The 14,799-nt window shown below is 69.1% G+C and carries 15 protein-coding genes; 6 read left to right on the top strand and 9 right to left on the bottom strand.

What is annotated here, in order from left to right; all coding sequences use genetic code 11:
* Window positions 1-5 precede the first annotated feature (5 nt).
* Window positions 6-842 carry a beta propeller repeat protein gene (locus ACZ1DY_RS41475; RefSeq protein ID WP_465482970.1) on the top strand — a complete coding sequence of 279 codons (837 nt, stop codon included), beginning with the start codon at window positions 6-8 and terminating at the stop codon, window positions 840-842.
* On the opposite strand, the gene ACZ1DY_RS41470 is transcribed toward ACZ1DY_RS41475, so the two are convergent.
* Both ACZ1DY_RS41470 and ACZ1DY_RS41465 read right to left on the bottom strand, forming a co-directional pair.
* On the bottom strand, window positions 835-1,647 hold the full coding sequence (locus ACZ1DY_RS41470; protein ID WP_465482969.1) for an SIR2 family NAD-dependent protein deacylase: 813 nt from the start codon (window positions 1,645-1,647) through the stop codon (window positions 835-837). The genes ACZ1DY_RS41475 and ACZ1DY_RS41470 overlap by 8 nt on opposite strands.
* Entirely contained in the window at window positions 1,640-1,948 is a 309-nt protein-coding gene (locus tag ACZ1DY_RS41465) for an antibiotic biosynthesis monooxygenase family protein (protein WP_016337748.1), read from the bottom strand. Before ACZ1DY_RS41465 ends, ACZ1DY_RS41470 begins: the two co-directional genes overlap by 8 nt.
* Before the next feature lie 40 nt (window positions 1,949-1,988).
* Here ACZ1DY_RS41465 and ACZ1DY_RS41460 point away from each other — a divergent pair, with 40 nt between their 5' ends.
* A complete protein-coding gene (locus ACZ1DY_RS41460; protein ID WP_465482968.1) occupies window positions 1,989-3,206 on the top strand; it encodes an FAD-dependent monooxygenase in 1,218 nt (405 codons plus the stop codon).
* Window positions 3,207-3,512: 306 nt separating this feature from the next.
* On the opposite strand, the gene ACZ1DY_RS41455 is transcribed toward ACZ1DY_RS41460, so the two are convergent.
* The gene (locus ACZ1DY_RS41455) at window positions 3,513-4,955 is read right to left on the bottom strand and encodes a M1 family metallopeptidase (protein ID WP_465482967.1); all 1,443 of its coding nucleotides are present in this window, start codon (window positions 4,953-4,955) and stop codon (window positions 3,513-3,515) included.
* Here ACZ1DY_RS41455 and ACZ1DY_RS41450 point away from each other — a divergent pair.
* Window positions 4,954-5,736: an alpha/beta fold hydrolase gene (locus ACZ1DY_RS41450; protein WP_465482966.1), complete on the top strand. Its 783-nt coding sequence runs from the start codon at window positions 4,954-4,956 to the stop codon at window positions 5,734-5,736. The genes ACZ1DY_RS41455 and ACZ1DY_RS41450 overlap by 2 nt on opposite strands.
* Here ACZ1DY_RS41450 and ACZ1DY_RS41445 read toward each other — a convergent pair.
* The 4 genes from ACZ1DY_RS41445 to ACZ1DY_RS41430 form a co-directional block, all read right to left on the bottom strand.
* Window positions 5,726-6,688, bottom strand: a complete 963-nt coding sequence (locus ACZ1DY_RS41445) for a peptidoglycan recognition protein family protein (RefSeq protein WP_465482965.1) — start codon at window positions 6,686-6,688, stop codon at window positions 5,726-5,728. The genes ACZ1DY_RS41450 and ACZ1DY_RS41445 overlap by 11 nt on opposite strands.
* An 88-nt stretch (window positions 6,689-6,776) precedes the next feature.
* A complete protein-coding gene (locus ACZ1DY_RS41440; RefSeq protein WP_465482964.1) occupies window positions 6,777-7,652 on the bottom strand; it encodes an HhH-GPD family protein in 876 nt (291 codons plus the stop codon).
* An 18-nt stretch (window positions 7,653-7,670) separates the two neighbouring features.
* On the bottom strand, window positions 7,671-8,162 hold the full coding sequence (locus ACZ1DY_RS41435; protein WP_034310136.1) for a beta-class carbonic anhydrase: 492 nt from the start codon (window positions 8,160-8,162) through the stop codon (window positions 7,671-7,673).
* A 51-nt stretch (window positions 8,163-8,213) separates the two neighbouring features.
* Window positions 8,214-9,314 (bottom strand): LacI family DNA-binding transcriptional regulator, encoded by a 1,101-nt coding sequence (locus tag ACZ1DY_RS41430; RefSeq protein WP_034310329.1) that lies wholly within the window; start codon window positions 9,312-9,314, stop codon window positions 8,214-8,216.
* A gap of 200 nt (window positions 9,315-9,514) precedes the next feature.
* On the opposite strand from ACZ1DY_RS41430, the gene ACZ1DY_RS41425 reads away from it, so the two are divergent.
* The 3 genes from ACZ1DY_RS41425 to ACZ1DY_RS41415 are packed head-to-tail and all read left to right on the top strand — an operon-like array spanning window position 9,515 to window position 12,166.
* Entirely contained in the window at window positions 9,515-10,447 is a 933-nt protein-coding gene (locus ACZ1DY_RS41425) for a metal ABC transporter solute-binding protein, Zn/Mn family (RefSeq protein WP_257483163.1), read from the top strand.
* A complete protein-coding gene (locus ACZ1DY_RS41420) occupies window positions 10,447-11,280 on the top strand; it encodes a metal ABC transporter ATP-binding protein (protein WP_126730191.1) in 834 nt (277 codons plus the stop codon). The genes ACZ1DY_RS41425 and ACZ1DY_RS41420 overlap by 1 nt, the downstream gene beginning before the upstream one ends.
* Before the next feature lie 4 nt (window positions 11,281-11,284).
* Window positions 11,285-12,166 (top strand): metal ABC transporter permease, encoded by an 882-nt coding sequence (locus ACZ1DY_RS41415; protein WP_126730193.1) that lies wholly within the window; start codon window positions 11,285-11,287, stop codon window positions 12,164-12,166.
* A gap of 90 nt (window positions 12,167-12,256) precedes the next feature.
* Here ACZ1DY_RS41415 and ACZ1DY_RS41410 read toward each other — a convergent pair whose 3' ends face one another.
* Both ACZ1DY_RS41410 and ACZ1DY_RS41405 read right to left on the bottom strand, forming a co-directional pair.
* Window positions 12,257-13,480, bottom strand: coding sequence for a DUF445 domain-containing protein (locus ACZ1DY_RS41410; RefSeq protein ID WP_257483161.1), 1,224 nt, complete (start codon window positions 13,478-13,480; stop codon window positions 12,257-12,259).
* Between the two features lie 50 nt (window positions 13,481-13,530).
* Window positions 13,531-14,757: a DUF445 domain-containing protein gene (locus tag ACZ1DY_RS41405; protein WP_257489685.1), complete on the bottom strand. Its 1,227-nt coding sequence runs from the start codon at window positions 14,755-14,757 to the stop codon at window positions 13,531-13,533.
* Window positions 14,758-14,799: the final 42 nt, after the last annotated feature.

Raw genomic sequence — 14,799 nt, 5'->3', positions numbered from 1 at the left:
CGCTCATGAGGAAGCTCTGGGGAGTGCTCGCGCTTTCGCTGGTCGCGGCGTGCGTCCCGGGGCAGTTGTCGCCGTCCGAGGCGAAGAGCGCGCTGGGCTTCGCCGCCCGGCCGGGCGAGGCGCGATCGCTCGGCGTCCAGGATCCTGTCGCCGAGGCCGAGCGGCTGTTCCGGCCGGGTCCCGACCGGCGAGCGGTGGGGCTGGCCCGTGCGGGCCGGAACGCGATCGGTGTCGGGGTCCGTGAATTCCGCGGTGAAGAACGGTCCGAGCCGATCGCGTGGGTGACCGAAGACGAAGGACGCAGCGTGCGCGAGATCGTCCTGCCGCAGGACCGGCCAGGGCGCTGGTCACCGACGGCGGTCGCGGCCGACGGTGATCGGGTCCTCGTGGTCGGCTCGCTCGGCGGGGACGTGCGGGTGTGGGCCTCCGGCGACGCGGGCGCGACCTGGACGGTCTCGCCGGTGCTGGTGTGGGGAAGCGACCTCTGGTTCTCCACGGTGCTCCGGACAGGCGGGGAATGGCTGCTGGCCGGGGGTTCCGCGGCCGGGGCGCTGGTGGTGACCGGTACGCCCGGTGTCTGGGTGGCCGCTTCCCTCGGGGACGGCCGGATCCTCGGCGGGACGGTCGGCAAGGCGGGAGAGCCGGTGCTGTTCGGCGACCGCGTTGAATGGAACCAGGCCCGGACCTCGAACCGATCGTGCCTGGTGGTGTGGGTCGCGGAAGGCGGTTGGCAGCGGGGTGAACTGGGTTGCCCGGCGGATCGGCTCGTCGCCGCGGTGACCCTCGACGACGGACGGGTGATGCTGAGGGGCGACCGAGACCTGTGGATCCGCCCTAGCTGAGCAGCGCGTCCAGCGCCTTGAGCGTTTCGAGGCCGTTGGCCGCCAGGGAAACGCCGCGGCCGTGCCGGACCTGTGGCTCGCGCGGGTTGATCCGGACCAGCGCGCCGGTCGCGGCGCTGGCCAGCTCCGAGTACCGCCGCACCGTCGGCACGGCCTGCCCGGCGCCGAGCTCCACCACGACGAGGTCGCGATGCTCGCGGCGCCACGCGTTCAGCTCGTCGAGCTGGGCCTGGCTGCGCTGCCCGAGCCAGTCGTAGTCGCCGAACATCAGGATGTTGGGCCGGGCGAGGCCCCCACAGCGCGGGCAGGACGGCAGCGGTTCGAGCGCGCGCATGCTGTCATCGTCGATCGGGACCGAGACGTCGTCCGCGGGCCAGATCTCCTTGGTGCACCTGTCGAGGCATTGCAGGTGGTGGATGGACCCGTGCGCCTCGGCGACCCCCGGGTAGCCCGCCTTCTGGAACTGTCCGTCCACATTGGACGTGAACGCGCGCGTGCCGCCCGGTTTGCGTGCTCCCCAGGACAGCAGGAGCCCGAAGCCGTCGTGCGGGACCGTCTCGCGGTACAGCGCGAGCCGGTGCCCGTAGAAACCCCAGGCCAGCTCGGGGTCTTCGGCGAAATGCCGCGGGTCGGCGAGCTCGACAAAGCTGATGCCCAGCCGCTCGTACGGCGGATACGCCTTCCAGAAACCTTCGTCGCCCCGGAAATCGGGCAGGCCGGAGTCGACGCCCATCCCGGCACCGGCGCAGACGAGCAGCGCGCCGGCGCCGTCGATCAGTTCCGCGGCTCGTTCGAGCTCACTCACCCGGCTTCGAAGCCTGGACGACCTCGAATTCCAGCAGGTTCGCGCCGGTGGAAACCGGCTTCGCGCGCTCGCCCGCGTGCGCCTCACGCGCCGGGCCGGACGCCCACGCCTGGTACGCCTCCTCGGACTCCCACTTGGTGTAGACGAAGTAGCGCGACTCGCCGGAGACCGGGCGGAGCAGCTCGAAGCCGAGGAAGCCGGGCTGGTTGTCGACGGCGTGCAGCCGCGCGGCGAACCGCTTCTCCAGCTCGGGGCCTGCGCCTTCGGGGACCTCGATCGCGTTGATCTTCACGACAGCCATGCCGCCAGCCTACGACGAAACTCTTTTGCGCCGCGATGTGATGCGTGGGACCTTCCCAAGGGTGGCCGACACCAAGATCCTCATCTCCGGAGCGAGCATCGCCGGGCCGGCGCTCGCCTTCTGGCTCGCCCGGTACGGCTTCCGGGTGACCGTCGTGGAGCGCGCGCCTTCGCTGCGCCCCGGCGGCCAGGCCGTCGACCTACGCGGAACGGCCAAGGAGGTCGCGCGCCGGATGGGCCTGGACGAACGCATCCGCGCCGCCTGCACGGACACCAAGGGCGAGACGCTCGTCGACCGCAAGAACCGCACGAAGGCCACGATCCGCGCCGACGACTTCGACGGTGACGGCGTCGTCGCCGAGATCGAGATCCTGCGCGGTGACCTGACCGAAGTGCTCTACGAAGCGACCAAGGAGACGACGGAGTACATCTTCGGCGACCGGATCACCGCGCTGGACGAGCGGGCCGACGGCGTTGACGTCACCTTCGCCGGCGGTGCGCGGCGGACGTACGACATGGTCATCGGGGCGGACGGGCTGCACTCGGGAGTGCGGGCGCTGGCCTTCGGCGAGGAGTCCCGGTTCGTCCGGCATCTGGGCTCGTACCTGGCGTTCTTCACCGTGCCGAACCGGCTCGGGCTGCGGAACTGGGCCGTCGGCTACGACGACGTCGGCCGGTCCGCCGGGATCCGCGCCGTCCGCGATGGCGACGAGGCGATGGCCTACTTCGGGTTCGCCGCGGAGAAGGTGGATTACGACTATCGCGACGTCGAGGCGCAGAAGGCGCTGGTGCGCGAGTTCGCGGCCGGGATGGAGTGGGAGGCGCCCTGGCTGCTGGACCGGATGGACGAGGCACCCGACTTCTACTTCGATTCGTGCGCGCAGGTGATCATGGATTCCTGGTCGCGCGGCCGCGTCGGTCTGCTGGGTGACGCCGCCTTCTGCCCCTCGCCGCTTTCCGGGCAGGGCACGAGCCTGGCGTTCGTCGGCGCGTACGTCCTCGCCGGGGAGCTCGCCGCCGGGCTCGACACCGGACTGAAGCGCTACGAGGCGGTCATGCGCGAGTTCGTCGAGAAGACGCAGGAGATGGGGCGGGAGAACGCGGCGTCGATCTTCGCGAAGTCGCGTGGCGCGCTGCGGACGCGTTACGTGATGATGCGCGTGATGCGGCTGAAGCCGTTCGCCGCGCTGGCTTCGCGGAAGATGCGGGACGTGGTGAACGGCATCGACCTGCCGGACTACCCCGCCTCCCGCATTTAGAGGTGCTAAACGCGCCGGGCACACATCACCCGCGGGCAGTGTCGCGAAAGCCACTTTCGGGACGTCTGGTGTCCCGAAAGTGGCTTTCGCGACACCCGACGTCCGTGCCCACGCGCGCGAAGGCGACCGCGCCCCCGCATTTAGAGGACTAAATGCGGGGGGGCGACCCACCCTGCCGACGCGCGCAGCCGGGAAGGGTTGCGAAAGCCACTTTCGCAACCTTGGGCGTTGCGAAAGTGGCTTTCGCAACGCGCTCGCGCCACGCAGGCGATCCCGGCCGCATTTAGAGGACTGAACGCGGGGGAGTCAGCCTCGCAGGGTGCCGGGCAGGAGTTCGGCGTCCGGCGGGATCGACGTGCCGTGGAACCACGCGTCGAAGAACGGCCGCAGGTCCTGCTCCGAAAGCTTGATCGTGAACGCCTCGAAATCCGCCCAGGAGGCGTTGGCGTTCCGGTACGTCGCCGGCCACTCCTTCAGCAACCGCGTGAACGCCCCTTCCCCGATCTTCCGCCGCAGCGCGTGGATGGCCAGGATCCCCTTGTCGTAGACGCCGCGGAACTCCTGCCCGGCCCCCATGTCGACCAGTTTCGACTTCCAGAAATCCTGGCTGCCGCGCATGATCTCGAGGGCGGCGCGGTAGCGGTCGTCCAGGTTCTCGTGGTCCCGAGACTCCTGCCACAGCCATTGCGCGTACGACGCGAGGCATTCGTTGAGGCAGATGTCGGACCACGATTTCAGCGTCACCGAATCGCCGAACCACTGGTGCGCGGTTTCGTGCACCACGGTGATCAGGTCGGCCCATTTCGCGTAGGTGGGCCTGGTCTGGGTCTCCAGCGAGAAATGGATGTCCTCGTCGAGATAGATGCCGCCCGCCGCGTCCACCGGGTACGGCCCGAACTTCGAGCTCAGGAAGCCGATGATCTCCGGCAGCCGCCTGCCGGTGTCGCGCCGGTCCTCGGCGCCCGGGGCGTACGCGTTGACCACCGGCGTCCCGTCCGGGAGCGCCATCCGGTCGACGGTGAACTTGTCGATCGCCACCGTGGTCAGATACGACGCCACGGGCGTGCGCTCCTGCCAGGACGTCGTGGTCCAGCCGTTCGCCGAGGTCTTCTGGATCTCGCGCCCGTTCGAGATGACGGTCCAGCCGTCCGGCGTCCGCGCGGCCAGGGTGAACATCGCCTTGTCACGCGGGGTCTCGTTGACGGGATACCAGAACGACGCCGAATGCGGCTCGCCGACGATGAACGCGCCGCCGTCCTTCGACTTCTGCCAGCCGTTCTCGCTGCCGCCCGCCTTGGGCGTCGCCGACGGGTCGCCGCCGTAGAGGATCTTCGTGCGGAATTCGGTCCCATTGCGGATCGGCTCGGCGGGCGTCACCACCAGCTCGAAGTCGCCTTCGCGCGCGAACTTCGCCGGTTTCCCGTCCACTTCGACGGATTGCACGGTCAAGCCGCGTAAGTCCAGGTTGTACCGATCGAGGTCTTGGGTCGCCTTCGCGATCACCGTGGTGTCGCCGTCGAGACGCCCTTTCGCGGGATCGTAGGTGATGCCGACCTGGTACTCGGTCGCGTCATAGCCGCCGTTCCCGTCCATCGGGTAGTACGGATCGCCCGCGCCCGAAGCGCCCGGAGCCGGGTTCATCGGCGGCGGCGGTGGGGGCGCGGCCGGAGCGGGATCGGCGGTGCATCCGATAATCAGGGCGCAGACGGCCCCCATGACCAGACCGGCGGCGGGGACACGGCTGCGCATGGAGGGGAGCTTAGTGGTGATCCAGCGCGACGGGTTGATCACTTTCGGCGGCGACGGGCCGCCGATCGTCCTTCTGCACGGGCTGATGGGCAGGGCGACGACGTGGTGGCGGGTCGCGCGGAGGCTCCAGCCGTACGGGCGTGTCCACGGGCTCGACGCGCGAGGTCACGGACGCGGACCGCGCGGCGGGCCCTGGCGCACCGAGCGGTTCGCCGACGACGTCGCCGCGGTGCTGCGGACCTTCGACGAGCCCGCGGTCCTGATCGGACATTCGATGGGCGGCCTGCACGCCTGGGTCACCGCGGCCACCCATCCCGATCTCGTCCGCGCCGTGGTCTGCGAGGACTTCGCCCCGGACCAGCGCGGCCGGACCGTGGACACCTGGCGCGGGTACTTCGAATCGTGGCCGGTCCCGTTCCGTTCACTGGCCCACGTGCGCGAGTTCTTCGGCGACACCGGCGACTACTTCATCGAATGCGTCGAGGAACGCGAAGACGGCTACCACCTGATCGCCTCGCTCCCGGACCTGTACGAGATCGCGGCCGAATGGGGCAGGCGCGACTTCTGGGAGTTCGTCGAACGCGTGAAATGCCCGTTGCTCGCGATCGAAGGCGAACGGACCGCGATGCCGGCCGGGCAGCAGGCCGAGCTGGCCGCACGCGTGCCCAGCGGCCTCGGACGGCACATCGTCGTCCAAGGCGCCGGGCACGTGGTGCACGACGAAGCGCCGGAAACCTACCTCGGCGCCGTGGAAGCCTTTCTCTCCGACGTCATCCGTTGAGTTGTGCTTTCAGTGCCCGGAGATCGGTGCCGGAGCCGACGATGAGGGGCCAGACGTCGGAGCCGAGGAAGCCGGTCTCGTCGGTCACCGCCGTCGCGCCGCAGGCGTCGCGCTCCAGCCCGTGCCGTGCCGCCACCGCGGCGACCGCGTCCTTTGTGGACTGTCCGAAAAGGCCATCGGTGGGAACGGCGAAACCGCGTGCCCGCAGGAGTTCCTGCGCCATCCGCACCCGCGGCCCGCTGTCGCCGGGTTTGAGCAGCGGCCACTCCGGCAGGTCCACCCTCGGCGACGAGGAGCCCAGCAGCTTCCCGACCTCGGCGCGCAGCTCCGGAAGCCGGTTGTACAGCACGGTGCCCGGGCATTCGGTGGAGTTGAAGTCGCGGTGCCCCTTGATGAATTCCGGCGAGATCCCGTACTGCGAAGCCATGTACGCGACCAGCTTCACCAGCGAGTCCCAGAGCGCGGGCGTGACGTCCTCTGTGCTGTAGAGGCCTTCGTTCTCGATCCCGATGCAGGTGCTGTTGTTGTTGCCCACGTTCGCGCCCAGCACGTGCCGGGTGCCGCCGCGCAGGATCTCCAGGCTGCGGTGCCGCCCTTCGGTGATGTGCCCGCCGCGGCTGTTCGTGAACTGCTGGCCGGTGTCGATCCAGCCACGGGTGTCCATGTGGAAGTTCTGGATCGCCCGGGATGCCCAGAAGGCGTGTTCGAGGCTGTAGTCGGTGACGTTCCCCGGTTCGACCGTGTGGTGCACGACGATGTACGTCGGCTTGTGGTTCTGCACCTCGATCGTCCCGCTCGGCGGCCGCGCGTTCCACGCGGCCGTTCCGTGGATCTTGGGTTCTGTCACCCCGGACGCCGCGTCGGCGGCGGAAATCGTTGCTGTCCCCAGTAGCCCGACGGCGCTTGCCGTCAGGCCGCCCTTGAGCGCGGTACGTCGGTCGAAGTCGGCCACGGGCGTAACTCCCATCATGCGCGTTGGCCGGAAAACTAACCCGCCATCGCGCCGATGACAACCATTGACCAACTTTTGTCGTAATGCGTTAGTGTTCGCCAGGGAGTGCGAACAGGCCGTCCCCGGTCTGTTCGAGCAGTCCGTCCACCAGCAGGGAGTCGAGGCAACGGTCGCGCTGGCCGGATTCGTGCCAGACGAGGTCGAGCCGCGCCTTCTCCACCGGGCCTTCGCTGCCGCGCAGCACGTCGAGCAGTAGCCCGCGCACCTGACGGTCGGTGCCGGCGAACTTCTGGACCTGCTTCGCGGGCCCGGCGTACGCGGGCCTTCCCGCGTGCTGCCACGCGCAGTCGTCGTAGATCGGGCAGTCCGCGCAGCGCGGCGAACGCGCGATGCAGACGAGCGCGCCGAGTTCCATCAGCGCGGCCGAAAGTTTCGCGGCGGGCGCGTCTTCCGGCGGCAGCAGCGCCTCGACGTCGGCCATGTCGCGGGTGTTCGAGGGCGGTCCGGCGTCACCCGCGCCGTGCACCGCCCTGGCCACCACGCGCCGGACGTTCGTGTCCACCACCGGCGCCCGCTTGCCGTAGGCGAAGGCCGCGACGGCGCGCGCGGTGTACGCGCCGATACCCGGCAACGCGAGCAGAGTGTCCACATCGGACGGAACGACGTCGCCGTGTTCGGCGGCGATGACGGCCGCCGCGGCGTGTAGCCGCAACGCTCGCCGCGGGTAGCCGAGTTTCCCCCAGGCGCGCACGACCTCGCCCTGCGACGACGCCGCCAGCGCCGACGGCACCGGCCAGCGCGCCATCCATTCGAGCCAGATCGGCTGCACGCGCGCGACCGGGGTCTGCTGCAACATGATCTCGCTGACGAGTACACCCCAGGCGGTGCATTCCGGCTCACGCCAAGGGAGGTCGCGCCCCACCTCGTCGAACCACCCGGTCAGCACATCCGCGTCGACGCCCACCGGGCCAGCTTAAAACCCTTACGCGACCTCGGTCAGGCGGCCCAGCTTCACGTCGTAGACGAACCCGCGCACGTTGTCGGTGTGCGGGAGGAAGTCGCTGCGCCGGACACGCTGCACCGACCGGCGCACGCTGTCCTCCACCTCCCGGAACGCCTCGACCGACCACGTCGGGCGCAGTCCGCTGGCGGCTTCGAGTTCGTCCTTGAAGTCGTCTTCGGTGACCATGGAAAGGCCGCAGTCGGTGTGCTGCACGATCAGCACCTCGCGCGTGCCGAGCTTCCGCTGGCTGAGCGCGAGCGAGCGGATCATGTCGTCGGTGACGACCCCGCCCGCGTTGCGGAGGATGTGGGATTCGCCCTGGATCAGGCCGAAGATCTCGAACACCCGGATACGGGCGTCCATGCAGGTCAGGATCGCCACCTGGAGTGATGGCCTCGGAGACGAGCGGTCACCAGGAGTGACATCACCCAGCTCCTGGTTGCGCTTGAGCAGTACGTCGATTGAGGTCACACGTTCATTGGAACCGACACACCGGGGGAGAGCAACGTGAGCGGGCGCAGATCACGGCCCGAACCAGCGTTCTTCGGCCGTTCGTGGCGGCGCCGAGGTGCGGCCGACCCGCAGTTCCGTGTGCAGGGTGATCACCTTCGGCCCGACCCGGTCGGCCGAGCTGAGCAGCAGCTTGCCCGCCGCCTTGCCCTTTTCGAGCACCGGCTGGTGGACCGTGGTGAGCCCGGAGCGTTCGGCCTCGGTGATGCCGTCGAATCCGGTGACCGTCAGATCCTGCGGCACGCGCAGGCCCCGGCGCTCCGCCTCGGCCAGCGCGCCGAGGGCGAGGATGTCCGAGGTGCAGATCACCGCGGTGACCTGCGGATACGCGTCGAGCAGCTGACGCGCGGCCGACGCGCCGTCGTCCACCGTGTGGTCGAAGCGCTCGACCACCGGCACCGTCGCCCAGTCGACCCCGGCCGCCGAGAACGCGGCGGCCAGCGCCTCCAGGCGGATGCGCTGGACGTGGAAGTGCGCGGCGCTCTGCCGCTGGATGGAGACGAAGTCGTCGTTGCGCTCGCGGGCCAGCCGCATGCACAGCACGCCGATCTGCCGGTGGCCGAGGGAGATGAGGTGTTCGGCCATGGCGGTGACCGCGGCCGCGTCGTCCGGGCCGACCCGGTCGACGCCGTCGACGCGGGGCTGGTCGACGATCACCGTCGGCACCGGGCGTTCCAGCACGGCGCCGAGATGCGGGTCGTCGTCGGGCACCGAGTAGACGACGAAACCGTCGACGCCGGCGCGGTGCACGGCCGCGACGTCCTCCCTGCCCGGGCTCGCCGGGACCAGGTGCAGGCCGACGCCCGCGTCCTCGCAGGCCAGCGCGAGCCCTTCGAGCACGCCGACGGCGGCGGGGTCGCGGAAGGCGTAGGAGAGGTTCTCGGTGAGCAAAAGACCGACAGCGCCGGCTTTGCGCGTCCGCAGTGAACGGGCCACCGGGTCCGGGCCCGGGTAGCCGAGGCGGCGTGCGGTCTCGAGGACGCGACGGCGCAGCTCAGGGGACAACTGGTCCGGTCGGTTGTAGGCGTTCGAGACGGTGGTCCTCGACACACCGAGCTCTGCGGCCAACGACGCCAGTGTCGCCTGCCTCCTGGTGCGGATAGGACGGCCCATCCGCAAACCGTAACGGTTCAGAACGTTTTGCAGAAGCATCACCCGACGTGTGGCAGGTCTCGATTCAGAGTGACCCTGGGTACAGCTCGGACCAGGACCGGAGGCGTCGTCATCCGGATGGGGTACAGTTGAATCTGACAACGGTTTCCATTACCCGGCATTGGGGACACCTGGCCAGGGCATCCGCAGGAGTGCAGTAAATGAATTCCCGCCGTACCAAGAGTGTTTTCGCGGCCGTGTCGGCCCTGGCCGTCCTCGCGCTCGGCGCGACGGCCTGCGCGTCGAGCGACAAGGCGTCGACGGGCACCGGTTCGCAGAACGCGTCCGCCGCGAACCCGGGCGGCGGCGAGAAGATCAAGGTCGTCGCCTCGACCGACGTCTGGGGCAGCGTCGTGACCGCCGTCGGCGGGGACAAGGTCGAGGTCACCTCGATCATCCACGACCCCTCGGCCGACCCGCACTCGTACGAGACCACCGCGAGCGACGCCGTCGCCGCGAAGAACGCGAAGCTGACGCTGTCCAACGGCGGCGGCTACGACGACTTCTTCTCCAAGCTGGCCGACCAGGCCACCGGTGCGCAGAAACTGGTCGCCGTCGACATCGCCGCGACCGGCAACGAGAACGAGCACGTCTGGTACAGCCTGCCGGGCGTCGAGAAGGTCGCCGACCAGGTCGCCGCGAAGCTCGGCGAGATCCAGCCCGCCTCGAAGGACGCCTTCACCGCCAACGCGACCGCGTTCAAGGGCAAGACCCAGGAGCTCCTGAAGAAGGTCTCGGGCCTGGGCGCCTCGGGCGCGAAGGTCGTCGCGACCGAGCCCGTCGCGCACTACCTGCTCGACAGCGCGAAGGTCACCGACGCGACGCCTCCGGCCTTCGCCGAGGCCGTGGAAGCGGAGCAGGACGTGCCCGCCGCCGCGCTCAACGAGGTCAAGCAGCTGATCTCCGGCAAGCAGGTCAAGGCGCTGGTCAACAACGCGCAGACCACCACCCCGGTCACCCAGCAGGTCGTCGGCGACGCCAAGAACGCCGGTATCGCGGTCGTCGACGTCACCGAAACGCTGCCCCAGGGTGTGACCGACTACATTGCATGGATGACCAAGGAAGTGGACGCGCTGGCCGGAGCACTGAAGTAGTGACCTCTGTTCCCGCCGAAGCTCGCCCCGCGGTCCGTGTCCGCGGGGCGAGCCTCGCGTTCGGCACCAGGACCCTCTGGTCCGGGCTCGACCTCGACGTCGAGCCCGGCGAGTTCCTCGCCATCCTCGGGCCGAACGGCTCCGGGAAGAGCAGCCTGCTCAAGGTGCTGCTCGGCCAGCAGGGGCTGCCCGAGGGCACGGTCGAGATCGCGGGGCGGCGCCCCGGCGGGACCAACCGGCGGATCGGCTACATCCCGCAGCAGCGCGCCCTCGACGAGGGCCTGACGATGCGCGGGGTGGATCTGGTCGGCCTCGGCCTGGACGGGCACCGGTGGGGCACTGGGCTCTTCGGGATCTCGAAGCGGCGTCAGCTGGTGTCGCGGGCGATCGAGTCCGTCGGCGCGCAGGCGTACGCGAAGCAGCCGGTCGGCCGGCTTTCCGGTGGCGAGCAGCAGCGGCTGCGCGTCGCTCAATCCCTGGTCGGCGACCCCGAGGTCCTGCTCTGCGACGAGCCGCTGCTCTCCCTCGACCTCGCGCACCAGCGCGCGGTCAGCGAACTGATCGACGAGCGGCGGCGCTCCGCCGGGACGGCCGTCCTGTTCGTTACCCACGAGATCAACCCGATCCTGTCCTATGTGGACCGGGTGCTGTATCTGGTGAACGGCCAGTTCCGGGTCGGCAAACCGGACGAGGTGATGAACTCGGAGACCCTGTCGGAGCTGTACGGCACCCGCATCGAGGTGCTGAAGGTCGGCGGGCAGATCCACGTCGCCGGTGCGCAGAGCGCGCTGTGCGAGGACGAACCCCACCACATCGACGAACAGGCCAGCTAGCACCGTGGACAAGATGTTCGACTTCGCCCTGACCGGCGAACTCCTCGGTCTCGATTTCGTTCAGACGGCGTTGCTCGCGGCCGCCGTCCTCGGCCTGGTCGCCGGGGTGCTCGGCCCGCTGGTGGTCATGCGGCGGATGTCGTTCGCCGTGCACGGCACCGCCGAACTGGCCTTCACCGGTGCTGCCGGCGCGCTGCTGCTGGGGGTCGGCGTCGAACTCGGCGGCCTCGCGGGCGCGGTCATCGCCGCCCTGCTGATCGGGCTCCTCGGCGGCCGCGAGTCCGAACGCGACTCCGTGATCGGCGTGATCCTCGCCTTCGGCCTCGGCATGGGCGTGCTGCTGCTGTCGTTCTACGAAGGCCGCAGCGCCAACAAGTTCGGCATCCTGGTCGGGCAGATCATCACCATCGACTCGACCAACCTGAACCTGCTCGTCGGCGCCTCTGTCGTCGTGCTTGTGGTGCTCGCGGTGATCTACCGGCCGTTGCTGTTCGCCACGGTCGACCCGGCGGTCGCGACCGCGCGCGGCGTGCCGGTGCGGCTGCTGTCGCTGATCTTCGCGGTGCTGGTCGGGATCTCGAGCGCGCTCGGCGTGCAGATCGTCGGCGCGCTGCTGGTGGTCTCGCTGATGGTCACCCCGGCAGCGGCGGCCGCGCGGGTCACGGCGAGCCCGTGGAAGGCGACCGTGCTGTCGATCGTGTTCGCGGAGATCGCCGCGCTCGGCGGGATCATCCTTTCGCTGGCGCCGGGGAAGCCGGTGAGCGCCTTCGTCACGACGATCTCGTTCGTGATCTACCTCGTCTGCCGTCTCATCGCGTGGCTGCGCGGGCGCTCGTCGCGGGTCCGCGTCGAGCCGACGGCAGTGGCGCAGCCCGCCGTGCCCTAGCGGATCGGGTGCTCACGCCCAAATCGCGTTTAGCCCGCTAAACGCAGGTGCGCGCGGACCTGCGTTTAGCGGGCTAATCGCGATCCGGCGTCAGTGGAGCATCAGGAGGACCTGCAGCTCACCGACCACGAAACCGATGACCCCGCCCACCGCGATGAGCTTCCACTCGTCCTGCCGGAACGCCGGCCTCAGCAGCCCCTCGAACTCCAGCGGCGTCAGCCCGAGCATCCGCCGCTCCACGATCTTCGCGACGTCCATCGCCTCGGTCAGGTAGCCCTCGGCGTGGCGGATCGTCGGCGGCAGCCGCTCCAGCGCCTTCCGCGCGGCCGCCTGTTTGATCTCCTGCAGCCGCTGCCCGCCGACGGCCATCGCGACCACCGGTTTCGCGACGCTCGCCTGTTCGTCGACGGCCCGCGCCACGAGCCGCTCGACCAGCGCGTACAGCCGATCCGATCGCGGCCCCCGCAGGACGGCGTCGAGCAGGTTCGGCACGGTGAGGATCTCGTTCGCGATCATCTCGCCGTACTGATGCGCGACCTCGGCCCGCCGCCGCTGGAACTTGCCCTGCAGGATCACCCGGCCGAACCGCACCGGCTCACGCGGCACGAAGATCAGCTTGATCGCGAGCCAGTCGGTGAACAGCCCGATGCACCCGCCGAAGATCGGCAGCACCCACGGCTCCTTCGTCAGCGCCCAGACGAACGCCTGCACGATCCCGAGCCCGAAGCCGAAGTAGATCCCCGTGCGCGCGATGAACGCCATCTCCGGCCGCGACGTCTCGCGGATCAGCCGGACGAGCAGCTTCTTGTCCCTGGTGAGGCGCTGCACGGTCATGTGCTGGAAGTCGAGCACCTCGTCGAGGTTCTCGGTCATCTCCGCCATGAACTCGCGCACCAGCCGCGGCGTCGACGCCTGGACCTGCTTGATCAGCAGCTCCTGCGCCATCGTCGGCATGACCTCCCAAAGCCTGGGATGGTGCTTTTCGAGCACTTCGCGGGCGACCTCGTCCACGGCCCGCAGCAGCGGCTGCTCGATCTCGCGCGTGATGATCGCCGGGTCGATCCGCCGGAAGACCTCCTTGACGTCCAGCAGGTTCGACGTCAGCAGCTCGGTCGCGACGGCGGCCATCCGCCCGCCGTGTTTGGGCACCACGCCCTGCCAGCCGAGGAACGGTTTGATCCCGACGAACTCGAGCGGTTTGAACATCATCTCGATGGCGACGCGTTTGGTGACGTAGCCGATCAGCGCGGCGACGAACGGGATCGCGGCGTACAGCCACCAGTGCCGCGCGAGGTCGTCCAGGACGGCGTCCACTCGACCTCCTCGCTTCGCTCAGGGAAGGGGGAAACGGTATCGGGTGGCCGTCAGTGAAGCAGCAGAAGCACCTGAAGTTCACCGACAAGGCCCCCGATCACCGCGCCGACGGCGATCAGCTTCCACTCGTCCTGCCGGAACGCCGGGCGCAGCAGCTGCTCGAATTCGAGCGGGTTCAGCCGCCGCATTCTGTCCACAATGGTGTTCCGGACGTCGAGCGCGTTGACCGCGTAGCTCTCGGCGTGGCGGATCGTCTCCGGGATCCGTGCCGCCGCCTTCGCCGCCGCCGTCCGCTTCATCTCCTGGAACCGCCTGCTCCCGACGGCCAGCGCGACGAACGGCTTCACGACGCTCGCCTGTGCGTCGATCGTCCGCTGCACCTCGCGGGTGATCATCGTGAACAGCTTGTCCGACTTCGGCCCGCTCAGCACGGCTTCGAGCAGGTTGGGGATGGTGATGATCTCGCGCGCGATCATGTCGCCGTAGTCGGCGGAGACCTGGTCCTTGCGCTTCTGGAAGACGCCTTGCCAGGTGTAGAAGCCGAAGAACCGCTTCGGCTCCCGCGGCAGGAAGATCATCTTCAGGGCGATCCAGTCGGTGAACCAGCCGATGCCGATCCCGAACAGCGGCAGCACGATCGGCGACTTCGTCAGCGCCCACACCAGCAGCTGCACACAACCGAGCGAGAACCCGAACACGATCCCCGACCGCGCGATGAACCGCATCTCCGGCCGTGAGATGTCGCGGATCAGCCGGTTCAGCAAGGCCTTGTCGCGCACCAGGTTCGTCACGACCATGTGCTTGAGGTCGAGTACGTCCTCGATGTTCTCCGCGATCTCGCCCATGATCTTCGTGATCGCGCGCGGCGCCTCGGCCTGCACCCGTTTGAGCAGCAACTGCTGGGCGGTGTTCGGGAGTACTTCCCAGAGCCTTGGCTGGTACTGCTCCATCACCTCGCGGGTGACGTCCTCGACGATCCGCAGGAGCGGCTGCTCGATCTCCTTCGCCACCTGCGCCGGGTCGAGCCTGGCGAAGATCTCCTTCGGGTCGACGAGGTTGGTCGTCAGCATTTCGGTGGCGGTCGCGGCCATGCGCTCGGCGTTCGCGGGCAGCACCCCCTGCCAGCCGAGGAACGGCTTCACGCCGACGAATTCCACCGGCTTGAACATCATCTCGATGGCGACGCGTTTGGTGACGTAGCCGATCAGCGCGGCGATGAACGGCATGCTGACGTACACCGGCCAGTGCTCGCCGAGATCGGCGATGACGGCGTCCACTTTCCAGCCCCTCCCGCGTCGCGCTTGAGGGGCAACCTAGCC

The sequence above is a fragment of the Amycolatopsis sp. PSD-21 genome (assembly GCF_055561455.1).
The sequence above is the reverse complement of the archived record's forward strand: the minus strand, read 5'-3'. Positions and strand labels throughout refer to the sequence as shown.